The sequence below is a fragment of the Swaminathania salitolerans genome (assembly GCF_007988945.1).
Classification (GTDB): Bacteria; Pseudomonadota; Alphaproteobacteria; order Acetobacterales; family Acetobacteraceae; genus Swaminathania; species Swaminathania salitolerans.
The window spans coordinates 99104-120946 of record NZ_BJVC01000004.1; the positions used below are offsets into that span (position 1 = coordinate 99104).

Consider the following 21843-nt stretch of genomic DNA (forward strand, 5'->3'; position numbering starts at 1 on the left):
CTTGATTTGAACCCGATCGAGAGATCCGTTAAATACGAAGAAAGATCCCTGACATAGATTGCGAATACATAAAGATATTACACTTCTCTCATATTATGGGATGAATCTGTACATCCATATCAAGTTTATGTTACTTGATTATTGTCGATTTGCATAATTTTATTTCACAAATCTTCGATATCTGGATGGTGTTCATGGCTCATTACAACGCGCAGGTCGATGCGGCAACGCCCTGGTGTGACGGAAGTGTCTCCCGGGGCGACACGAAGACCATCGAGGTGCAGACCCTTGCCACCGCGTCCAATCCGGACTCGGCAGGCGGCATGATCTGTAATCAGGGCTTTCCCGCAAGACCGAACGGCCCGATGCATATCGATGGCGCACTCATCGTCCGGATGAACTACCCCCTCTCGACGATCAGGTTCGGCTACGGGGTCGGTTCGACACCCGAATATACCCGCCCTGTCATCAGTGCGACCGGTTCCGTCTCGTTTGCGGGCACGGGTGCCTATGACGGATCGAACTTCGTCGAGCTTGCGAATACCACGCATAATTATGGCGTGATGACATTCAGCAATATCAGTCTCTATTCACCCGATTCCGCCGGAGTCATCTCCGGCACCGGCACGCTGAACCTCGAAAACTGTCGTTTTTTCGGAAATAACAGGAACTATAATGCGTTCTGTCTCGACAGTATCAGCGGGGGGCAGGTCATCAATATGAACGGCTCCGATCTGTCTGTCCGGGTCATGCTCAGCGACGTGACGATCAACATGCACGGGGGAAGTAACTATCTCGCCCTGCGTCCGACCATGACGGTCCAGAACGTGACGATTTCCGGATTCGGTCGGGGCGACATCATCGATGTTCCGTTCACTTCGGCCGATGACAGCTGGGTTTACGACCCCGCGACCGGCATGCTCACGATCACGAGCACGGGCTTCAGTCAGACCGTCACGATCGGTCTCGGCTATGACCCGTCGAAATTCCAGTCCGTCCCGACCGGATTTCCCGGCATGAAAGGCGTCACCTATCTCGATCCCGCCCCCTGCTTTCTTCCAGGCACCCTGATCGCCACACCGGCTGGCGAGGTTCCGGTCGAAACCCTGCATATCGGCGATCTGGTCCGTCTGGCCGGAGACGAAGCACCGTGTCGCATCACGGGCATCCTGCGCGGGAAGATCCATACGCGTCTGATCAGCAATCTTCCCCCCGATCAGGCCGGATATGCCGTCTGCATCCGCAAGGATGCCTTCGACGACGGCGTGCCCCATCGCGATCTGCATGTCACATCCGAGCATTGCTTTCTTTTCGACGGGGCGATGGTACCGGTCCGGATGCTCGTCAATGGCGGCAGCATCGTCTATCGGACGGATATGGAGAGTTATGACTATCTCCATCTGCAATGCGAAAGACATGTCGCGATAATCGCCAATGGCGCCCGAACGGAAAGCTACAGACGCGACGGCACCGGATCGGCCTTGCCGCACGGGGAGCGGTATCCCGTCTGCACCGACCGGGCATTCGTGCAGCCCCTGTATGAGAGACTGGTCGCCCGGTCGTCACGCACGGGTTTTTCCGCGCCCCACCCCGCACCGACGACCCATGACGGCGATCTCCATCTCGGCCTGGGAGACGGCCGTATCACGCGCCCCCTGCGCCGGAACGGCAGACAGGTCCTGTTTCTCCTCCCCGAGGCGATCCGCACGGTCCGGATCATGTCGCGGGTTGCCCGCCCCTGCGATACGACCGGGCCTTTCATGGACGATCGGCGCCATCTCGGCGTGCTGATTGGCGAGATAAGCCTGTTCGACAGCGTCGACGCCCGGAAGATCACGACCCATCTCTCCGCAGATGCCCTGCCGGGCTGGGAAGCACGGGAGAACGGCTCGTGTCGCTGGACCAGAGGCAACGCGCTGCTGACCCTGCCGGAACAGGCGAGCGGAACCATGAGCATTCTCTCGCTGGAAGTCCTCTCGGAAGGCCCGTACGAAATCCTCGACACGGCAGAAACGCCCGGGATCGCGCGTTACGCCTGACAGATCGTCTGGAAACGGCCCACCCGTCAGACCCGCTTGCCCAAGCGGGTCTGAACCAACCCGCCATATCGTAAGAACCCGCTCCCTCCGGAAATCCGGACGCGTTCAGACGTGACAGATCCAATGATTTACGATGCGTGATTTCTGGTGCCGGGTGAGGGATTTGAACCCCCGACCTTCGGTTTACAAAACCGCTGCACTACCGCTGTGCTAACCCGGCCATCCTGATGGAAGGCTTTTTCGTCTGTTCTCGCGAGATCGTCAAGGGATTTCCCCGCGAGCCGCGTCCGGCCTCGATGTCGTTCCGCAGGCCCCGGGACCGACCATGCACGGCCCGGTTCTCCTTCCCGGCGTGCCGCGCCGTTTGCGGGAAAACGGGAGGGATGCGGCGCAAAAAAAAGCCCGGCACAATGGCCGGGCTTTTTTCTCGGATCAGACCGAGTAATACATTTCGAACTCGGCCGGATGCGGCGTGTGCTCGAATTTGTGGACCTCTTTCCACTTCAGCTCGATATAGCTCTCGATCTGGTCCCTGGTGAAGACATCGCCTTCCAGCAGGAACGAGAAATCGGCTTCGAGCGCCTGGAGCGCTTCACGCAGCGAACCGCAGACCGTCGGGATCTGGGCCAGCTCTTCCTTCGGCAGCTCGTACAGATCCTTGTCCATGGCTTCGCCCGGATGGATCTTGTTGCGAATGCCGTCCAGACCGGCCATCAGCATCGCGGAGAAAGCGAGGTAAGGGTTGGCGGTCGGATCCGGGAAACGGACCTCGATGCGCTTTGCCTTGGGGCCGACAGAATACGGGATGCGGCACGAAGCCGAACGGTTCGCCGCCGAGTAAGCGAGCAGAACGGGCGCTTCGAAACCCGGGATCAGACGCTTGTAGGAGTTGGTGGACGGGTTGGTGAAGGCATTCAGCGCCTTGGCATGCTTGATGATGCCGCCGATGTAATACAGCGCCTCTTCAGACAGCTCCGCATATTTGTCACCGGCGAAAAGCGGCTTGCCATCGCGCCAGATGGACTGATGCACATGCATGCCCGAGCCGTTATCGCCAGCGATGGGCTTCGGCATGAAGGTCGCGGTCTTGCCATAGGAATGGGCGACGTTGTGCACGCAGTACTTGTAGATCTGCATGAAGTCGGCCGACTGGACCAGCGTCGCGAATTTGGTGCCCAGCTCGTGCTGCGACTGCGCCACTTCGTGGTGATGCTTTTCGATCGGCAGACCCATCTCACCCATGGTGGAGAGCATCTCGGCGCGCAGATCGCCTTCGCTGTCGACAGGAGCGACCGGGAAGTAACCGCCCTTGACCACCGGACGATGGCCCATATTGCCTTCCGGATAGTCCTTCATCGAGGCATCGGGGCCTTCGATGCTGTCGAGCTGATAGGTGCCGTAATTGGGGCCCGTGCCGAACTTGACGTTGTCGAAGATGAAGAACTCGGCTTCGGGGCCGAAGAACGCCGTATCGCCGAGGCCGGAGGCCTTCAGATAGGCTTCGGCAGCCTTGGCGGTCGCGCGCGGGTCGCGGGCATAGAAATTGCCGGTGCGGGGCTCGACGATATCGCAGATCAGGATCAGCTGCGGCTTGGCCGAGAACGGGTCCATGACGGCCGTGGTCGGGTCGGGCAGGAGCACCATGTCGGATTCGTTGATGGCCTTCCAGCCCGCGATCGACGAGCCGTCGAACATGAAGCCTTCGACGAAGGTGTCTTCCTCGATGGTGGTGTGCCACTGGGTCGTGTGGTGCCACTTGCCCTTCGGGTCGGTGAAGCGCAGGTCAACCAGCTCGACCGAGTGTTCCTGCATCAGCTCGAAGACGCGCTTTACAGCGGCGCTGTCCGGCTTGCCCGGCTTGGCTGCATTCGTGGTGGACGCAGCCTTGGACGCCGCGGCTGGAGCTTTTTTCGCCATTTGTCAACTACCTGTTTCTGCCTCAAGGGGCCGCACTGATCGGCTGCAAAACGCTTAAGCGAGGATTCGCGAACTGTCGAGTATTACGAAGGCTTTTTCGCTCATGACGGGGGCGGAAAAACGTCGTTCTCCCCCCTCCCCGAGCCCGGGTACTCCCTTCCGGAAGCAAAATGATGCATGACAGCCAAACACAAATTGCATATCGGAGTAGAATAATCCTGTATTCCTGCTCTTTTCTGCATCTCACACGCCTGTGATCGTGTTTCGACCTGTGTCCAACGTTCCGAGCGGACTCTTTTTTCCCGCGCAGCGAAAAGAATCCGGGAGCAACGACGTACCGGATCGCGGATTCCACGAGGCGGTGCTTCTTGATATCCTTCCGCCACGCGCCCACGCCCACGCCCACGCCCAGAGCACTGCAGGTCCAGCATGAAATCACCCAACGCCTTTCTCGGCTCTCTGCCGACCACGATCTTCACGACCATGTCGCAGCTCGCAGCGGATCATGACGCCGTCAATCTCGGCCAGGGCTTTCCGGATGCCGAAGGACCCTCGCTCCTGATCGATGCGGCCTGCGCGGCGTTGCGGGACGGACGCAACCAGTATGCCCCGCTCACCGGCCTTCCGGAGCTGCGGGAAGCCGTCGCGCGTGCCAATGCGCGCGATTACGGGCTGGAGGTCGATCCGGCCCGGGAAGTGATCGTCACATCGGGCGCGACCGAGGCTCTTGCCGTGAGCCTGATGGCCCTGATCGAGCCGGGCGACGAGGTCGTCCTCATCGAGCCTCTCTACGACACCTATCTTCCCGTCCTGCGCATGCTCGGCGCCATTCCCCGCTGCGTACGCGTCGAGGCCCCCGACTGGCATCTGCCGCGAGATGCCCTGCGCGCCGCCTTTTCGGACCGGACCAAGCTGATTCTTCTCAACTCGCCCATGAACCCGAGTGGCAAGGTCTTTTCCGTCGACGAGCTGGATTTCATCGCTGACCTCGTGCGCGAGCACGACTGCTTCGCCGTATGCGACGAAGTCTATGAGCACCTTACCTTCGATGTGCGTCATATCCCGCTGATGACCCGACCGGACATGCGCACGCGCACCGTGCGCATCGGCAGCGCCGGGAAGAGCTTTTCCGTCACGGGGTGGAAAATCGGCTACATCACCTGTTGCCCGGCCCTTGCCGCCGTTATCGCCAAGGCGCATCAGATCGTCGCTTTTTCCTCCGCCCCCAATCTTCAGCGCGCCGTCGCAAAGGGGCTCGATCTGGGCGACGATTTCTTTCGCGATCTGGCGGCGAGCCTGAAATCCCGTCGCGATTACCTCGCCGCAGGGCTCGGCGCCCTCGGTTTTCCGACCCTGCCTGCCGATGGCAGCTATTTCCTCGTCGCCGATATCAGCGCCCATGCGGCAGGACGCGACGACGTTGCCTTCTGCCGGGATCTCGTCACGCAGGCCGGTGTCGCGGCCATACCGGTTTCGGCCTTTTACGCAACCGGCGGGGCAGAGCCGCCACGACATCTGATCCGCTTCGCTTTCTGCAAGAGCGAGGCCGTTCTGCGCGAGGCGCTCGACCGCCTCGGCAGAACGTTCGGTCAGGAGGGCTGAAAAGCCGTCATCTTCCGGGTCGGCACGCGATCGTCGAGCGGGGGCGGTGTGATCCCGTCCCGGGCCGAGGAGGGGTTTCCCGACCCTGCGGCTTTCGCGGGCGTCACGGGCGGTTGAGCTCCTGTTTCGACATCCCCTGCGGGTTTCTCGGGCGCCTGTCCCTGCGCCGGCGCAGCCGGGCGCGGCCCCACCGCGCTATAGGGATCGATCGGCGGCAGGGCCTCGATGGAGGCCTGGTTTGCGAGAGGATTGCGCTTGAGGATGCGGTCCGTCACCTCAGGATACCGGCGCATCAGCCCCAGAAGCGTCCCGTTGGTCCAGCCGAATCCGATCTGCATGGGATATTCGCCACCGCCCTTGCCGCCGCTGGCGCTGATGGTGGGAGAGGCAACGTCGTATTTCTCGAGCAGGACGCCCGATTTCTCATAGGTTCCGATCACGCGCGTCATCCAGCGCCGGGCGATCGTCTCGGCCAGATCGCTGATGCCGTAATTGTTCAGCCCCTTGATGGCCATCCATTCCTCCGGCGCCCAGCCATTGGGCGCGTCCCATTGCTGGCCGCTCTCCCGGTCTGTGGCCATGATTCCCCCCGGGCGCAGCAGGCGGGCGCTGATCGTGTCCGCAACCGCAACCGCCTGGGACTGGCTGGCCAGACGAAGAAACAGCGGCACGGCGGTCGCCGATGACAGCACATCGGTAAGCTTTCCCTTGCGCCAGTCATAATCGAAGAAGGCGCCACGCCGCTCATCCCAGAACACGCGCCTGATCGTCGCCGTCCGCTCGTCGGCACGCGCGCCGTAAAACTGGGCACGTTTGCGCTGTCCGGTCAGGGCATAGGCATGTTCGAGGGTCTGCTCGAGATGAACGAGCAGGCAGTTCAGCTCGATGGGGGCGAGATCGGTCGTATGGATCGTCGAGAGCGTGTGGCCATCCGCAAGCCATCTGGAAGAGAAATCCCACCCCGTTTCCGATCCGGCGCGCAGGTCACGATAGACCTCGGACGGCGCACGATCGCTGGCTTTCGACGCCGTCGCCACATCCTCCGGATAGCTCTCGTCCCGGGGTGTGTCGAGATCGTCCCAGTGACGGGCCAGAAGGGTCCCGTCATCCAGCCTCACCGCGTGGCGATAGGCGTCCCCGGGCTTGAGCCGGTCGGCCCCCTCCATCCAGTAATCGTATTCCTTCTGGAGCTGGGGCAGGAAGCGGCGATAGGCATCCTGTCCGTCATGCTGTGCGAGAAGATCGACCATCAGCGAGAAGAACGGCGGTTCCGAGCGGCTGAGATAATAGGTTCTCGTGCCGTTCGGGATATGTCCGTAACGGTCGATGAGTGACGCCATGTCCTTGATCATGCCCCGGAGCAGATCCCATTGCCCGCTCTCATAGAGCCCGATCATGGTGAAATAGGTGTCCCAGTAATACAGCTCCGAAAACCGTCCTCCCGGCACGACATAGGCATAAGGGAGCGGCAGGAGCGACGAATAGGGAAGAGGCTTGTCCGGCTGACGCGTCAGGACGCTCCACATGCCCTGGATGTAATCGAAGATGCTTTCATCCGCCGTTCGCCGATAGGATACGTCCCGGCGGATGGGCGGGGTGAAATGCTGCTCGTAAAACGCCTTGAGACTGAAGCCGGGTCGTTTGCGCTGGGTCTCCCAGTCCTGGAGAAGCGTCGCCGGGGCTTCATCCGGACGGGAATCGGCCACCGTCTTGAAATCGGGTGCCAGATGCGCACCACCGATCGCCGCAAAAAGCCCGCCAAGCGCGATGGAGGGCGAGCGCAGATCCTGCGGAACGGATGCGACATGCAGGCTCTGGGCGGCCTCGCTCGCAACGGTCTCACGGGGCGCAGGCGGGGAGTCGTCATCCCCGTTCCCGCCACCATGCCCATCCGTCGCCTGTGCGGACGTCGCCTGTGCTGGCGCCGATGCCGATGCGGGCTCTGCCGTAGGGGCCGGATGCCCGACAGGCCGCGAAGAAGCCGGATCCCGCGCGACCGGGGGCGATGCGGTCGACATGCCGGATACGGCGGCATCCTGCGCCCGGACGCAGGGCGCGGTAACGGCCAGTGCCGAGAGACCGGCCAACGGTATGCAGCCCATCATGAGCAGTCGGGAGAAGGAGGGGCCTGTCCTGGTCATGAAGTCTCCTGAATGGGGGGATAACGGAGAGGAACGCGCAGGATCGGGCCACGGGCAGTGCCGGTCATTCCGTTCGCGCTCTTTCCCGTTCGTACTCTTTTCGTCTGCACCGGTTTTGTCTGCTCTGGCATCACTTTGTCACCCCGAAGCGCGGGATCGGCTGTCATCACTCCGTCTGTACTCCGTCTGCGCTCTTCCGCCAGCCGGTCGGAGGAGCCGGTTCACAGGATGCACCATCGCAAAACCGGACGGAAAGACGGTCGGAGGGGCTTCGATGCACAACAGGTCAGAACAGAAGAGGTTGCAGAACAGCACCAGATGCGTCTTCTTTCTCACCGGTCTCGTTTTCGCTCTCTGGTCCTGTCTGGTGCCCGGGGTGAAGGATCATGCCCGGCTCGACGATGGCGGGCTGGGCCTGATGTTGCTGTGTCTGGGTGTGGGATCGCTCCTCGGCATGCCTCTCGCGGGGATGATGGTGGCACGCTACGGATGCCGCATCGTCGCGCTCTCGGGCCTCGGTATGGCCTGTATCGCGCTTCTGCCCCTGTCTTTCCTCGGCGATCTCCGGATGCTGCCGGTCTGCCTCTTCCTGTTCGGGGGTGGGCTCGGCGCGGTCGAGACCGCCATCAATATCCAGGCTGTCGCTGTCGAAGAGCGGGGGCGTACCCCCATGTTGTCGAATTTCCATGCGTTCTTCAGCATCGGCGGCGCTGTCGGCGCCGCCGGTTTCCCGGCCCTGATCGCGCTGGGACTGCCTCCCTCCATGGCGATCGTTCCCGGCCAGGTCGTCATCGGCATCTCGATGGCCCTCGCCGCGCGCGGTCTGCTCGCGCGCAGGCTTACGGAAGGGAAGACCGCCCAGGGCCTCGTCATGCCGAGCGGTCTCGTCTGGCTTCTCGGCCTTCTGACCTGCTTCGCCTTCCTTGCCGAAGGGGCCGTTCTCGACTGGGGGGGCGTCTATCTCTCGACCCAGCCACGGATCGTCCCGCTCCAGTCCGGCTGGGGGTACTCCGTATTCTCTTTCGCCATGACGGCCGCACGTCTGGCCGGTGACCGCGCGATCCTGCGTCTCGGTCGCGACCGCATGCTGCTTCTGGGCGGGCTCGGTGCTGCGCTGGGCTTCGGATTTCTGGTTTTCGCACCGGGCACCCTGTTCGTTCCCGCCGGTTTTCTGCTGATCGGTCTGGGATGCGCCAACATCGTCCCCATTCTCTACACCCTCGCCGGCAGACAGACTGCCATGAGCGCCCACGCTGCCGTCAGCGCCATGACCACCATGGGATATGCGGGTATTCTTGCCGGCCCGCCGCTGATCGGCGCCCTCGCCATGGGCATCAGCCTTCCGGCGGCATTTCTGCTCCTGTCGCTGCTCATGATCGCCATCGCCGCCAGTTTCTGTCTGGCGCGATAGGGGAAAGACCGGGGTAGGGGAAAGACCGGGGTTTTTTGCCGCGCTGCGCGGCTTTCCCTCTCGCATTCCCCCGAAGAACACGCCATGTCTTGCCCCAGACGTAAGGAGCCATCCGAACCCATGCCTTTCCGCGCCGACGAGACCTCTCTTTCCGCCCTCGCGGTCACTGACCGCCTCTTTTTCGAACGGTCCGGCAGTACCCTCACGCGGGACGAGGCCGAGGCTCTGGTCGGCAAAACCCTGAACGATGTCGATGACGGCGAATTGTTTCTCGAATATCGCGAAAGCGAAGGCATCGTTCTCGAGGACGGCGTGATCCGCTCGGCCAGTTTCAACACGTCGTCGGGTTTCGGATTGCGCTCTGTTCTGGGGGCCGAAACCGGCTTCGCGCATTCCGATACACTCAGTCGCGCGGCGCTTTCGCGTGCGGCGGAGGCCGTCTCCGTAGTCAGGCAGGGACGCAGCGGCACGCTCGCCCCGCCACCGGGCCCGACAAACCGGCGGCTCTACATGCCGGAATCGCCGCTCAGCGATACGGATTTTGCCACGCGTGCGGCAGTCCTCGGCGAAATCGACGCCTATGCCCGCGGGCTCGGCTCCGAGATCATGCAGGTTTCGGCCAGTATCGCGACCGAATGGCAGGCGGTGCAGATCCTCAAGGGTGGCGGGTTCCGCACGGCCGATCTGAGGCCTCTCGTCCGCCTCAATGTTTCCGTGGTGCTCGAGCGCGACGACAAGCGGGAAAGCGGCAGTCGCGGTCTCGGCGGGCGGTACAGCCTGTCGCGTATCCTCGGGCGCGAAACCTGGCAGGAGGCCGTCGACGAGGCCGTGCGTCGGGCACGGGTCAGCCTCGAGGCCGGACCGGCCCCCGCAGGGGAGATGGATGTGGTTCTGGGGCCAGGCTGGCCCGGCATTCTTCTGCACGAGGCCGTGGGCCACGGGCTCGAGGGCGATTTCAACCGCAAGGGCACCTCGAATTTCAGCACCATGATCGGCAAGCGCGTCGCGGCTCCCGGCGTCACGGTCATCGATGACGGCACGCTCGACGAAGCCCGTGGCTCTCTCACCATCGACGATGAGGGCACACCCACGGGCCGGACGGTGATGATCGAGGACGGAATCCTGCGTGGGTTCATTCAGGATCGCCTCAATGCGCGTCTCATGGGCGTCTCTCCGACAGGAAACGGGCGTCGCCAGTCCTATGCCCATGTTCCCCTGCCCCGGATGACCAACACGCTCATGCTCGGCGGCGATGCCACGACCGAGGAGATGATCCGATCGACGAAGCGCGGTCTCTATGCTGTCGATTTCGGCGGCGGTCAGGTCGATATCACATCGGGCAAGTTCGTCTTCGCCATGTCCGAGGCCTATCTGATCGAGGACGGCGTCGTGACGCGCCCGGTCAAGGGCGCGACGCTCATCGGAAACGGCTTCGATGCGATGAACAGGATCTCTATGATCGGTCAGGATATCGCGCTCGATCCCGGTATCGGAACCTGCGGCAAGGCCGGACAAGGCGTGCCCGTGGGCGTGGGCCAACCGACGCTCAAACTCGCCGGTCTGACCGTCGGCGGAACGGCCTGACCTTCCCTCCGTGACCGGCTCCCCGTCAGGAGCCGGTCACCGACGACGCAGGGCGCCCAGTGCCATGCCTGCAACCATGGCCGCATAGACGATCGTCATTTCCCTGCGGGAAAACACCAGCTCCCAGCCGGGCGTGAAACGGCGCGGCGTCGCCCGGTAATCGATCAGGGCCGCAACAGGGCCGAGAGCGAGCGTCGCAAGAAGGAAGCGCCGGTGCCTCCTCCAGGCGTCGGCAGAAACGGCACGGCTCCGTTCTCCCGTATCGGGCTTCCCTGCGGCAATCTGGTAGAAAACGCCCCAGAAAAGGATGGCCGCGCAATTCGTGGCGATGCCCACACCGGAATGACGCAGGTCGAAATGCCCAATGCGCGCGGCATCGTCGCCATCCAGCCAGTGTGCGGTGCAGTTCACGCCCGGTGCGGCATGACCGGTGCGCCGCTTCGCCAGAAGCAGCAATGCCGCGGTGGTCGTGAGGGAGCCGTAAAACGTGATCGCTGCAAGACGGGAGCCGGATTTCATCGACGGGGGTTCCTTTGCGGTTTTTCAGTACAGGGTCAGGCAGATTGCCCCGCCCACGATGCCCATGCTCCAGAAGATCGACACCACGATGCGGTGTCTGATCGCCCTGAGGGCCAGAAGACGCATGAGAGGATCGAGGGGTGCGGCCATGCCCTCCTCATCGACCGCTGCGACGATCCTGTCCTCGGCCCGGACATTGACCGCACCGAGCCAGCTTTCGCGCAGGGCATTCAGATCGACCCGTCGATAGAAGGGCGCCTCACGGATCGTCAGGGGGCGAGGGAGACAACGCAGAAGAGCGAGAATACGGAAAACACCCGGAGCCAGCCCCAGATAAGCGGCAGCGCTTGCCGGATCGAGCAGTTCCTGCAGGGGCAAGGCCCGCACGACCGTACCGTGGGCGCTCCCTTCGAGCCGATCCATGCTCCGTCCCCCGGTTGGCGGCAATGCCCGTCTGCATCGATAGTCGTGATGTGCGCGCGGCCTCGGTCGGCCCTGCTCGCTGAACGAAGATGACCCCGCGGCAGTTCAGGATTTTTCTTGCGAGTTCGTCGGATAGCTGGCCGCATCCCCTTTCGCAGGGAGGGTTTCGTACCGATATCATGATCGTACCCTCCCCCTTCCCGACCCCTCCTCCGGCCACGCCTCCGATCGTGCGGGAGCCGGTCGCGTCGCGCCGATCGCAGGGAGCCGGTGAAACAGCAGAAGGAAAGTCCGATCATGGCGACAGGCTGGGCTCCCGATGGAGCCGTTCAGGATCAGATTGACGACACGATTGCCGATGCGGTCAGCCGTGCCCGCGCGAACATGCCCCAGGGCGAAAGCGAAGCCGAGTGCCGGGAATGCGGCGAACCCATTCCCGAAGCCCGACGCCGTGCCCTGCCCGGGGTGAAGCTCTGCGTTGCCTGTCAGTCCGAACGGGACAGCCGTCCCGTCTTTACCGGCATCAACCGGCGCGGCAGCAAGGACAGCCAGTTGCGCTGAGCCCTCCCCCCAGGACGGAAGAGGAAGGAACGGGAGAGACCGGGGAGCGGGCCAACCGCGAAAACGGTTCGACCATCGCGGATAATGCTCCCCGGATTTCGGAGAAAAACTCCCCGGGAACGGATGTCAGAGAACAGGTGTCAGCAGGGGGCGCCCATCGAAAAACGCGGCGAGATTGTCGAAGACGAGCCGCCCCATGGCCATGCGGGTCTCGCAGGTGGCACTCGCCCGATGTCCCTGCAATACGACATTTTCCAGTGTGAAAAACGCCTCGGGCACATGCGGTTCATCGGCGAACACATCGAGTCCGGCACCCCGGATCGTTCCATCCTGCAAGGCCTGGAGCAAAGCCGGCTCATCGACCACGGAGCCGCGCGCGACATTGACGAGTATTCCGTCCGGCCCCAGCGCCGAGAGAATGCTCCGATCGATCATGTTGTGCGAGCGTGCCCCGCCCGAAACGCAGAGAATCAGGATATCGGCCCAGTCGGCGAGTACGTCGAGGGTGGGATAGAACGGATATTGCGGCGTATCGGTCTGCTCGCGGGAGCTGAAATAGGCGATCGTCATATCGAACGCAGCCGCGCGCCGCGCGACGGCCTTTCCGATGGCCCCGAAACCGACGATGCCGAGCTTCCGGTTCTTCAGGGTATGAGACAGGGGCTCGCTCTCATGACCCCATTTTCCCGCCCTGACGAAACGGTCTCCCGCGGAGAGACCGCGCGTCGCATCGATCATCAGACCGATGGCCATATCGGCTACGTCATCGGTCAGAACGCCCTGTGCAGTCGCGAGACGGATGGAGCGCCGACGGCACTCGTCGAGATCGATACGGTCGATTCCGACCCCGTTCACGGAAATGACCTTGAGATTGGGAAGCGCATCCATGATCGGCCGGGGGAGACCGCTGCCTCCCCCCGTGGCGACGCCTTCGATACGCTCTGCCAGATCCCCCAGGGCCTCGACCGTGGTGAACCGATGCAGTCTGAACGGCGATCCGAGCTGCTCGTTGAAACTGTCCGGCATCGGATCGATCAGCAGGATATCGGTTTTTCTGGCCATCGGTCTTCCATCATGCATGAGTGACACGACATCCGGACCGGTACGAGGCACCGATCGGACGCCGCCTGGGACGATAACGCCTGCAATGCGGCCCGCGTTTGAACACGATAGTCCAGACGCATCGGAAAACCTGCCGGGCAAGCCATCGCGACACCGATCCGGGGGCCGTCCGGGAGCGCCCTAGGCCCGGTAGGGCGCGCCGAGATGCAGTTCGACGGGGAAAAGCCCTTCGAAGGAGACGCATAGCTGTGCGGGACGATCGAGAAACAAAGTTCCCATGACCGAACCGGTCGTCACGATGTCTCCGGCACGGAGCGGATAACCGCGTTCGGCCGCATGATTGGCCAGCCAGGTCATCAGACGCAGCAGATCCCCCGCCTTGTTGCCTCCGCTTTGTTCGAACCGTATCTCGCCATCGACGAGCATCGTCACTGGCAGGGTATGCGGCGAAAAACGCTGCCATTCCGCGACACCGCGTCCGACGATCAGCGCGCCATGGCTGCCCTGATCGGCAAGATGCGACAGGCCGTGCTGGCTGTCCGGCGCGACGAAACGCGTATCGAGCAGTTCTATGGCACCGTGAATGGCCGCAATGGCATCGCTCACCTCATCGGCGCGCCACGGCGTCTCGCGTGCCGGCAGATCCCGGGCGAGAGAAAAGGCGATCTCTGCCTCGACGCCATGATAGCGACAGAACGAAGGGGTGAGATCGTGACCGCTGTCGAACACGGTCGAACGAAGCAGCGGCGCACAGACAGGGGTGGCCGTCGGCGTGGCGGCGCCGACCTTCCAGCCGACAATCTCTCCGCGCCCCGCTTCGCGCAATCGGGCGATGACGGCATCCTGCACCTGATAGGCAGCCAGGGCATTGATCGGGACGAGGGCTTCGGGAACGGTCTGGAGCGGCGCCCCGCCTTTTCTGACATCGAGAAAGAGAGAGGCCAAAGCGTGATCTGGAGTCTGGTCTTGCATATCGGGGCAGTCATATCCGGAGAAAATCGCATTCGGAGACAGGTAACGCATCTCCCGCGATGAAGATGACATATTCGTAAGGTTTTGCCTATCCGACCGGGCCGGGCATATGAGGGAACCGGCATACAGACGAAAAAAGGCGGGGCCGTCTCGACCCCGCCTCTCTCATCATCCGTCTTCCGAGCGATTATGCCGAAAGCGGAGCCGGAAACCCGGTCCGACCGGAAATCAGTTCGAATCGTCGTTTCCGTCGTCATCGCTATCGCTGCCGGCCGGAGCGATCGCGATGAAGAGCTGCTGACCGTCCCGCTGGATCCGCAGCAGAACGGGTTGCTTGGTCTTCAGGACATTGCGCACCGCCGTCATCACCGCTCTCGGATTCTCGACTGCCGTGTTTCCGACCGCCTGGATGATATCGCCGGGGCGGATACCGGCCTGATCGGCAGGCGATCCCTGGACCACCTGATTGACGACAGCGCCCTTGACGCTCTCATCCACGCCGAGCTGCTGGCGCATGTCGCGCGATAGCGGCGCAAGGGAGATACCGATCCGGCCATTGCCCGACTGGCTGCCGTCATCGCCGGTTGCCGATCCGGAATCCATACCATCCTTGGGCATGTTCCCGATCTTTGCGGTGATCGTCCTCGGCTTGCCGTCACGCAGAAGCGAGAGGGTGGCTGTCGTGCCCGGAGTCATCGACACCGTATGGACCACGAGATCGTGGACGCTCTTGATCTTGACCCCGTTGAGCGCGGTGATGACATCTCCGCTCTTGATTCCTGCCTTGTCCGCAGGGCCGCCGGGCGTGACCTGAGCGACGAGCGCGCCCTCGGGCGGGGCTCCGGGCTCGCTGGATTTCAGGCCGAGCGCCTGTGCGAGGGTCGGCGAAATGCGCTGCATCATCACACCGAGATAGCCGCGCGTCACATGACCGGTCTTGCGAAGCTGATCGACCACGCTCTTGACCGTATTGGACGGAATGGCGAAGCCGATTCCGATCGATCCCCCCGAGGGGGAAAGGATGGCGGCATTGACGCCGATCACCTTCCCGTCCTGGCTGAACAGCGGACCGCCGGAATTGCCGTGATTGATGGGCGCATCGATCTGGATGAAATCGTCATAGGGTCCGGCATTGAGATCGCGGCCGCGCGCCGAGACGATACCGGCCGTGACCGTGCCGCCCAGTCCGAAGGGATTTCCCACGGCGACGACCCATTCGCCCGGCTGGACATTGTCGGAATCCCCCAGCTCGATGAAGGGCAGCTTGCCGTTCGGCTTGATCTTGAGCAGCGCCACGTCGGTCTTGGGATCGCGACCGATGATTTTGGCTGGCAGCGTCGTGCCGTCATCGAGAGTGACCGAAACCTTGGTCGCGCCGTTCACCACATGGTTGTTCGTCACGACATAACCGTCGGACGAGATGATGAAGCCCGATCCGCGGGCCTCGACCGTCCGCTTCTGCTGCTGGGGCATCATCTGGAACGGGAAGGGAAAGGGGAACGGCATGCCTTGCGGCATTCCCTGCGGCATCTGCTGCGGTCCCCCCTCCTCGCGTGCGGCGACATCGGCGCGGATATGCGACGTGATGGACACGACCGCAGGCTTTACCTGCTTCACGAGACCGACGAAATTCGGCAGGGTCTGGAGCTTCGTGTCGGGCGTGATCAGCCCCTCGGCCCGCGCGGGAGCGCTGGCGCCGATCCCGATCGAGAGCGCGCTTGCCGCGACCAGAGCCAGGGAACGGAATCTGCGTGAAGGCAACGGACGTACAGGCATGGCGTCGGTCATGGTCTCTCCTGCTTTGGCACCCGCTGGAAGCGATGCGGTGCGGTGTGATGGGCTGAACTTATGAAGTGACCCGGACCGCGTCCAGAATTGGACGGTGTAAAAAGAAGGTAATCCATTTCGACGCTACAAATCCCGTCCGGGTCCGCTTCGCTCGAACGGGTGAAGATGCTTGCAAAAACAGAGACATACAGCGTCGTCTTTGCAACAGTATTCGATAAAGCCGCTCTAGTTGCCCGGCTCTCGCAACCTTATGAAAAAATCCCGGAGGAGGGCAGCGTTTTCCTGCTCCCTTATCCCGCCCACCACTTCGGGCCGATGCAGGCATCCCCGTCGCCCGAAAAGACGCGGCCCGTGATCCACCCCGCCCCCTTTCGGGTCGTAGGCGCCGAAGACGACGCGGCCGAGACGGAAATGCACCATGGCGGCGGCGCACATCGGACAGGGTTCGAGCGTCACCACGAGCGTGCAACCCGCCAGCGACCGGCTCCCGAGGGCTGCCGCAGCCCGGCGCATGGCGAGAATCTCGGCATGGGCGCTCGGATCGCAGCGCATCTCGACCTCGTTGCCCGCCTCCGCCAGGATCTGCCCTGCCGGTCCCGTGACCACGGCACCGACGGGCACCTCCCCCCGGGCGGCCGCCTGTTTCGCAAGATCGAGCGCACGCGCCATGGCGGCGCTTCCGGTCAGGACGGAGTCGGACGGGGACAAGGAACCTCCGGGAGAGACAAGACCTCCGTACAGGTCGGTTTCGGGATCTCTGCATTCCAGTCTACATCGTGACCATGACACGCGCACCCCTCATCGGTCTCACACTCGACATAGAACCGGGCGGCCCGCAGGATTTCTCCCGCTGGCCCTATCACGCCCTGAGACAGAATTATTTCGAGGCCATCGCCACGGCCGGTGGACTTCCCGTCGGCCTGCCTCACGACGTCCGGCAGGCGCCCCTCTATATGGAGCGGCTCGACGGTCTGGTCGTGACCGGAGGCGCCTTCGATCCCGACCCGGCGCTTTACGGCGCGGCCCGTCATCCGCGCACGACCCTCAAACCGGGTCGCACCCAGGCCGAGCTTGCCTGTCTCGAGGCCGCGCGCGCGCTCGGCCTGCCGATCCTCGGTATCTGCGGCGGCATGCAGCTCATGGCGATCGCATGGGGCGGATCGCTGCATCAGCATCTGCCCGAAGACCGCCCCGGCCCTGTCGCTCACGAGCAGCCGAATCCGCGCGACGAGGCCGGACACGACGTCTCGATCCTCCCGGGAACGCTTCTCGCGCGTCATACCGGTCTGAGATCGATGGCGGTCAATTCCTCCCATCATCAGGGTGTCTCCTCTCCCGGAGCGCTCAGGATCGGCGCCCGGGCACCCGATGGACTGATCGAAGCCGTCGAAACCACAGACGGAATCTTCCGTCTGGGGGTGCAGTGGCATCCGGAATTCGCTATCGATCCGGGCGATGCGCGTCTATTGGCTGGTTTCATCGACGCGGCCCGTCACGCGAGACCACAGGACAAACGATCATGACCGAAGAACAGAAAGGCGAACGTATCGCCAAATGGATGGCCCGCGCGGGTGTCGGCAGCAGGCGGGACATCGAACGCATGATCGAGGCCGGTCGTGTCCGGATGAACAATGCCCCGGTCGAGCACCCGGCGACTTTCGTGCGGGAGGGCGATCTCATCCAGCTCGACGGCAAGGTCGTCGGCGGGAAGGAACACACGCGCGTGTGGCGCTATCACAAGCCCGACGGGCTGATGACCACCCATCGCGATCCGCAGGGGCGTCCCACCGTGTTCGATTCCCTGCCCGAGGGAATGCCGCGCGTCGTCAGTGTCGGTCGTCTGGACATCAATTCCGAAGGGCTGCTTCTGCTCACCAATGACGGCGCCCTCGCACGCCGGCTGGAACTGCCTTCGAACGCCTGGATCCGCCGGTATCGCGTGCGGGTCTTCGGTGTGGTCGATGAGCGCAAACTGGCCGCTCTCGCGCAGGGTTCGGAGTTCGACGGCGTGCGTTACGGCCCCATAGAGGCCGGACTGGACTCCCACAAGGGCGACAATGCCTGGCTGACCGTCAGCCTCCAGGAAGGAAAGAACCGCGAGATCCGGCGCGTCATGATGGGGCTGAACCTCCATGTCAGTCGGCTGATACGGGTCTCCTACGGTCCCTTCCAGCTCGGAACGCTCCAGAAACGCGAGATCGAGGAGGTCCAGGGCAAGATCCTGCGCGAGCAGATCCCCGGAATTGCCGCCGCGCCGCGCCGCGCAAGGCGCACTCCCGGTGAGACCGTCTCCCCCCCGGCTGACGACGAGGGCTGATGCGTATCGTCGGTGGAGAAAGAAAGGGCGTTTTGCTCCAGGCGCCTCGGGGCGATCTGACCCGCCCGACGTCGGATCGTGCCCGGCAGGCTGTTTTCGACATGCTTGCCCACGCCCCCTGGGCAGGGATGGACCTCCTGCGCAATGCCCGTGTTCTCGATGCCTTTTCCGGCACCGGCGCGCTCGGTCTCGAGGCGCTCTCGCGCGGCGCCGCCTCTGCGGTTTTCATGGAACACGATCGCGGTGCACGAGCGGCGCTCTCTGCCAATATCCGGGCCTGCCGTTTCGAGGCGCACGATCTGACGGTTCTGCCCTGCGACGTGACCCGTGCCCCGCGCGCATCGCGTCCCTGCTCGCTCGTCTTTCTCGACCCACCTTACGGCAGGGATCTCGTACCAGCCGCCCTCAAAGCCCTGACGCGCTCGGACTGGATCGCTCCCGGCGCCCTGATCGTGGCCGAAACCGCTCTTCAGGATGCGCTCGAGGAGACGCCTCCTCTTCTGGCCGAACGACGCTTCGGCGTCGCCCGGGTCCGGATCTGGCGCGTCGGCTGAAAGGCGGAATGCATCCCGGCTCTGGCCCCGTTTACCGTCCTGCCCGTTCCCGACCGGAACCTGCCTTGAGGGAACGCGCCCGACACACGGACGAGGAGAGGCGATCCGGAAGACGATTTCGGGGCGTTCCCGGCGGAATTCTGCCTTTTTTGCTCTCGTCTCCTCCTGACGTTCCGCTATAGTTCCGCACCACGACAAAGACAGATCCAGACGATGCCCGATGCCCCATGCGCGGGGCGGGACGTATTGCGCAAGACCAGGAAGAGGTGACTTTGGCTTCGTTCAGCCGTTTGTTTTCTCCCGCCAGTACCTCATCCAGACTCCGCAGCCCGTTTCACGACCGGCTGACCGAGCTCGGAGGATTCGTTCTGCTCGCCCTCGCACTCGCGCTCGGCGTGGCGCTGTGGAGTTACAACCCGCAGGATCCCTCATTCGACACGGCGACGACCGCCGCTCCCACGAACCTTCTCGGACAGCCCGGCGCCACTCTGGCAGATGCGCTCGTCCAGTGGCTGGGTCTCGCCAGCGCCGTGCCGATACTCGTCCTGCTCTGCTGGGCCTGGCAGATCGTGCGACACCATGCCCTGAGCGCGCCCGTCCTGCGTCTGATCGCCTTTCTCTTCTTCCTGCCGGTCGTTGCGTCCCTGTTCGCAACGCTTCAGGTCCTGCTGCCTTTCCTGCCGACGAGCTGGCCCTCCCGGGCCGGGCTCGGCGGTCAGCTCGGGCTGATTCTGGCCGATCGCCTCGTGGAGACAGGCCATGCGACGCTCGGACGTGCGGGGGGGGTCATCTTCGCCATTCTGGGGCTGTTTCTCGCCCTGCTTCTGACCCCGCTCGCTCTGGGCCTGCGACGCAACGAATGGCGCGCCCTTTTCCGCGGGGCCCGTTCGATCGGGCGCGGCTCGGGACATCTCGCGCGGCGGATGGGCGCCCAGACCAGGCAGACCACGCCTCCCGACTGGAGCACCTACGAGCCCATGGAAGCCAATGCCTATCGGCACGAGCATCCCTATCCCTCGACACGACGCGACAGCGAAAACCGCACACCCTTCATCCCGGCCAATACCGGATGGCTGCAACCGCCGCAGAAACACGAAGACCCGATCCCGGTCGCGAATAACGCCGTCCAGACCTCCTCGCGTCCGGCGGAGCAGGACACCGCGCCACGGCCCTCGAATCCCTATGCCGACCAGCTCGCCCGGATCGCACGCGACCAGACCCCCGTCCCGGGACCGGCCCCCGTCGAACGGTACAGCGATCCGGAGGATACGCCCGTCTATGCCGAGCCGCCCGCACCGGAACCCCAGCGCAGGGAAGAGGAACCGAAGAGAGGCTTTTTCGGTTTCGGGCGTGCGCGCAGCGAGCGGCCAGCCGCCATCGAGGAGGCGCCGGCCTCATCGCGTCAGGGTGGCTGGGATACGGTCGGCTGGCAGCCCCCTTCCCTCGGCCTTCTGCGCAAGGCTCCGGCCCATGGTGGAAACGGCCCCTCGAACGAGGTGTTGCAGGCTAATGCGCGCCTTCTCGAGCAGGTTCTCTCGGATTACGGCGTACAGGGCCAGATCGGCGATATCCATGCCGGTCCGGTCGTCACCCTCTATGAGCTCGAACCGGCGCCCGGTATCCGCTCGGCGCGCGTGATCGGACTGGCGGACGACATCGCCCGGTCTCTCTCCGTGCTGAGCGTCCGTATCGCGACTGTCCCGGGACGCAACGTGATCGGCATCGAGGTGCCGAACGCCTCGCGCGAAACGGTCTATTTCTCCGAACTGCTCGACACACCCGAGTTTCACGAACAGGGAGCCCAGCTCCGTCTGGCTCTGGGCAAGGACATCGCCGGCAATCCGGTCTATGCCGATCTCGCGAAGATGCCCCATCTCCTGATCGCGGGCACGACCGGCTCGGGCAAATCGGTCGGGGTGAATGCGATGATCCTGTCGCTGCTCTACCGGCTGACGCCGGAGGAGTGTCGCCTGATCATGATCGATCCGAAAATCCTCGAGCTGTCGATCTATGACGGTATCCCCCATCTGCTCACCCCTGTCGTGACCGAACCCAACAAGGCCGTCGCCGCGCTGAAATGGACCGTCCGGGAAATGGACAAGCGTTACCGGTCGATGGCCCATCTCCAGGTGCGCAACATCACCGGCTACAACCAGCGCGTGCGTCAGGTCCGGGCTTCGGGCGAGCTGGTAACCCGGCGCGTCCAGACCGGGTTCGATCCGGAAACCGGTCAGCCGGTTTTCGACGAGCAGCAGCTCGCCCTGGAGACCATGCCGCATATCGTTGTCGTCATCGACGAAATGGCCGATCTGATGATGGTGGCAGGCAAGGAAATCGAAGCCGCAGTGCAGCGTCTGGCGCAAAAGGCGCGCGCCGCCGGCATCCATGTCATCATGGCCACGCAGCGTCCCTCGGTCGATGTCATCACGGGAACCATCAAGGCCAATTTCCCGACCCGTATCTCGTTCCAGGTCATCAGCAAATTCGACAGCCGGACCATTCTCGGCGAACAGGGTGCCGAACAGCTCCTCGGTCAGGGCGATATGCTCTACATGCAGGGCGCCGCCCGTATCACGCGTGTGCATGGCCCCTTCGTGGCCGATAGCGAGGTCGAAGACGTCGTCGCCGATCTGCGCTCCAAGGGCGAACCCGTCTATAACGACGAGGTGGTCTCGAGCCTCGATGACGAAGGCGGAGGAAGCGGCAGCGGAAACGGTATGGGCGGCGGCGGTTTCGATGCGGAAACCAGCCTGTTCGACCAGGCCGTCGATCTCGTGACGCGGGAAGGCAAGGCCTCCACCTCCTTCATCCAGCGTCATCTGTCCATCGGCTACAACCGGGCCGCCAAGATCATCGAACAGATGGAAAAGGAAGGAATCGTCAGCGCGGCGAATCATGTCGGCAAGCGCGAAGTCCTGACCCGTCGCCCGCGCGACGAGGACTGACCTCTCCC

Annotated in this window: 17 protein-coding genes and 1 tRNA gene; 9 read left to right on the forward strand and 9 right to left on the reverse strand. The window is 63.4% G+C overall.

Annotated elements, in window-relative coordinates:
• The first annotated feature begins 194 nt into the window (after window positions 1-194).
• The gene (locus SSA02_RS09255) at window positions 195-2039 is read left to right on the forward strand and encodes a Hint domain-containing protein (RefSeq protein WP_186807747.1); all 1845 of its coding nucleotides are present in this window, start codon (window positions 195-197) and stop codon (window positions 2037-2039) included.
• Window positions 2040-2184: 145 nt separating this feature from the next.
• Here SSA02_RS09255 and SSA02_RS09260 read toward each other — a convergent pair.
• Together SSA02_RS09260 and glnA are read right to left on the reverse strand one after the other, a co-directional pair.
• Window positions 2185-2259: transfer RNA gene (locus tag SSA02_RS09260), tRNA-Thr, on the reverse strand.
• Between the two features lie 212 nt (window positions 2260-2471).
• Window positions 2472-3956, reverse strand: coding sequence for a type I glutamate--ammonia ligase (glnA, locus tag SSA02_RS09265; RefSeq protein ID WP_147093787.1), 1485 nt, complete (start codon window positions 3954-3956; stop codon window positions 2472-2474).
• Between the two features lie 429 nt (window positions 3957-4385).
• On the opposite strand from glnA, the gene SSA02_RS09270 reads away from it, so the two are divergent.
• Window positions 4386-5558, forward strand: coding sequence for an aminotransferase (locus tag SSA02_RS09270; protein WP_147093788.1), 1173 nt, complete (start codon window positions 4386-4388; stop codon window positions 5556-5558).
• On the opposite strand, the gene treF is transcribed toward SSA02_RS09270, so the two are convergent.
• On the reverse strand, window positions 5546-7699 hold the full coding sequence (gene treF, locus SSA02_RS09275) for an alpha,alpha-trehalase TreF (protein WP_246103801.1): 2154 nt from the start codon (window positions 7697-7699) through the stop codon (window positions 5546-5548). The two genes, SSA02_RS09270 and treF, sit on opposite strands and share 13 nt — an antisense overlap.
• Before the next feature lie 274 nt (window positions 7700-7973).
• Here treF and SSA02_RS12760 point away from each other — a divergent pair, with 274 nt between their 5' ends.
• Together SSA02_RS12760 and tldD are read left to right on the forward strand one after the other, a co-directional pair.
• Window positions 7974-9110, forward strand: a complete 1137-nt coding sequence (locus SSA02_RS12760) for an MFS transporter (protein ID WP_186807748.1) — start codon at window positions 7974-7976, stop codon at window positions 9108-9110.
• A 120-nt stretch (window positions 9111-9230) separates the two neighbouring features.
• Window positions 9231-10694: a metalloprotease TldD gene (gene tldD, locus SSA02_RS09285; RefSeq protein ID WP_147093791.1), complete on the forward strand. Its 1464-nt coding sequence runs from the start codon at window positions 9231-9233 to the stop codon at window positions 10692-10694.
• 36 nt (window positions 10695-10730) lie between these two features.
• Here the strand turns inward: tldD and SSA02_RS09290 are convergent, their stop codons facing one another.
• Together SSA02_RS09290 and SSA02_RS09295 are read right to left on the reverse strand one after the other, a co-directional pair.
• Entirely contained in the window at window positions 10731-11213 is a 483-nt protein-coding gene (locus SSA02_RS09290; protein ID WP_246103802.1) for a hypothetical protein, read from the reverse strand.
• Window positions 11214-11237: 24 nt separating this feature from the next.
• Window positions 11238-11636, reverse strand: a complete 399-nt coding sequence (locus SSA02_RS09295) for a hypothetical protein (RefSeq protein WP_147093792.1) — start codon at window positions 11634-11636, stop codon at window positions 11238-11240.
• A gap of 297 nt (window positions 11637-11933) precedes the next feature.
• On the opposite strand from SSA02_RS09295, the gene SSA02_RS09300 reads away from it, so the two are divergent.
• Window positions 11934-12197 carry a DksA/TraR family C4-type zinc finger protein gene (locus SSA02_RS09300; RefSeq protein WP_147093793.1) on the forward strand — a complete coding sequence of 88 codons (264 nt, stop codon included), beginning with the start codon at window positions 11934-11936 and terminating at the stop codon, window positions 12195-12197.
• A 126-nt stretch (window positions 12198-12323) separates the two neighbouring features.
• Here SSA02_RS09300 and SSA02_RS09305 read toward each other — a convergent pair whose 3' ends face one another.
• The 4 genes from SSA02_RS09305 to SSA02_RS09320 form a co-directional block, all read right to left on the reverse strand.
• On the reverse strand, window positions 12324-13259 hold the full coding sequence (locus SSA02_RS09305) for a 2-hydroxyacid dehydrogenase (protein ID WP_147093794.1): 936 nt from the start codon (window positions 13257-13259) through the stop codon (window positions 12324-12326).
• 180 nt (window positions 13260-13439) lie between these two features.
• Entirely contained in the window at window positions 13440-14231 is a 792-nt protein-coding gene (locus SSA02_RS09310) for a 2-keto-4-pentenoate hydratase (protein ID WP_186807749.1), read from the reverse strand.
• A 228-nt stretch (window positions 14232-14459) separates the two neighbouring features.
• A complete protein-coding gene (locus SSA02_RS09315) occupies window positions 14460-16019 on the reverse strand; it encodes a DegQ family serine endoprotease (protein ID WP_147093796.1) in 1560 nt (519 codons plus the stop codon).
• Window positions 16020-16244: 225 nt separating this feature from the next.
• Window positions 16245-16688, reverse strand: a complete 444-nt coding sequence (locus SSA02_RS09320) for a nucleoside deaminase (protein ID WP_147093939.1) — start codon at window positions 16686-16688, stop codon at window positions 16245-16247.
• Window positions 16689-16801: 113 nt separating this feature from the next.
• Between SSA02_RS09320 and SSA02_RS09325 the strand changes: the two genes are divergently transcribed.
• The 4 genes from SSA02_RS09325 (at window position 16802) to SSA02_RS09340 (ending at window position 21835) form a co-directional block, all read left to right on the forward strand.
• Window positions 16802-17542 (forward strand): gamma-glutamyl-gamma-aminobutyrate hydrolase family protein, encoded by a 741-nt coding sequence (locus SSA02_RS09325; RefSeq protein ID WP_147093797.1) that lies wholly within the window; start codon window positions 16802-16804, stop codon window positions 17540-17542.
• A complete protein-coding gene (locus SSA02_RS09330; RefSeq protein WP_147093798.1) occupies window positions 17539-18336 on the forward strand; it encodes a pseudouridine synthase in 798 nt (265 codons plus the stop codon). Before SSA02_RS09325 ends, SSA02_RS09330 begins: the two co-directional genes overlap by 4 nt.
• Complete coding sequence (rsmD, locus tag SSA02_RS09335) at window positions 18336-18890, forward strand: 16S rRNA (guanine(966)-N(2))-methyltransferase RsmD (RefSeq protein WP_147093799.1); 555 nt, start codon at window positions 18336-18338, stop codon at window positions 18888-18890. The genes SSA02_RS09330 and rsmD overlap by 1 nt, the downstream gene beginning before the upstream one ends.
• Window positions 18891-19156: 266 nt before the next feature.
• Window positions 19157-21835, forward strand: coding sequence for a DNA translocase FtsK (locus SSA02_RS09340; protein ID WP_246103804.1), 2679 nt, complete (start codon window positions 19157-19159; stop codon window positions 21833-21835).
• Window positions 21836-21843: the final 8 nt, after the last annotated feature.

Bases quoted from the DNA above. Each gene is read 5' to 3' on its own strand.
- SSA02_RS09310 (WP_186807749.1), bottom strand. From the start codon at position 14,231: ATGCAAGACCAGACTCCAGATCACGCTTTGGCCTCTCTCTTTCTCGAT.
- treF (WP_246103801.1), bottom strand. From the start codon at position 7,699: ATGACCAGGACAGGCCCCTCCTTCTCCCGACTGCTCATGATGGGCTGC.
- tldD (WP_147093791.1), top strand. From the start codon at position 9,231: ATGCCTTTCCGCGCCGACGAGACCTCTCTTTCCGCCCTCGCGGTCACT.
- SSA02_RS09290 (WP_246103802.1), bottom strand. From the start codon at position 11,213: ATGAAATCCGGCTCCCGTCTTGCAGCGATCACGTTTTACGGCTCCCTC.
- glnA (WP_147093787.1), bottom strand. From the start codon at position 3,956: ATGGCGAAAAAAGCTCCAGCCGCGGCGTCCAAGGCTGCGTCCACCACG.
- SSA02_RS09320 (WP_147093939.1), bottom strand. From the start codon at position 16,688: ATGGCGCGTGCGCTCGATCTTGCGAAACAGGCGGCCGCCCGGGGGGAG.
- SSA02_RS09300 (WP_147093793.1), top strand. From the start codon at position 11,934: ATGGCGACAGGCTGGGCTCCCGATGGAGCCGTTCAGGATCAGATTGAC.
- SSA02_RS12760 (WP_186807748.1), top strand. From the start codon at position 7,974: ATGCACAACAGGTCAGAACAGAAGAGGTTGCAGAACAGCACCAGATGC.
- SSA02_RS09305 (WP_147093794.1), bottom strand. From the start codon at position 13,259: ATGGCCAGAAAAACCGATATCCTGCTGATCGATCCGATGCCGGACAGT.
- SSA02_RS09255 (WP_186807747.1), top strand. From the start codon at position 195: ATGGCTCATTACAACGCGCAGGTCGATGCGGCAACGCCCTGGTGTGAC.
- rsmD (WP_147093799.1), top strand. From the start codon at position 18,336: ATGCGTATCGTCGGTGGAGAAAGAAAGGGCGTTTTGCTCCAGGCGCCT.
- SSA02_RS09330 (WP_147093798.1), top strand. From the start codon at position 17,539: ATGACCGAAGAACAGAAAGGCGAACGTATCGCCAAATGGATGGCCCGC.
- SSA02_RS09325 (WP_147093797.1), top strand. From the start codon at position 16,802: ATGACACGCGCACCCCTCATCGGTCTCACACTCGACATAGAACCGGGC.
- SSA02_RS09295 (WP_147093792.1), bottom strand. From the start codon at position 11,636: ATGGATCGGCTCGAAGGGAGCGCCCACGGTACGGTCGTGCGGGCCTTG.
- SSA02_RS09270 (WP_147093788.1), top strand. From the start codon at position 4,386: ATGAAATCACCCAACGCCTTTCTCGGCTCTCTGCCGACCACGATCTTC.
- SSA02_RS09315 (WP_147093796.1), bottom strand. From the start codon at position 16,019: ATGACCGACGCCATGCCTGTACGTCCGTTGCCTTCACGCAGATTCCGT.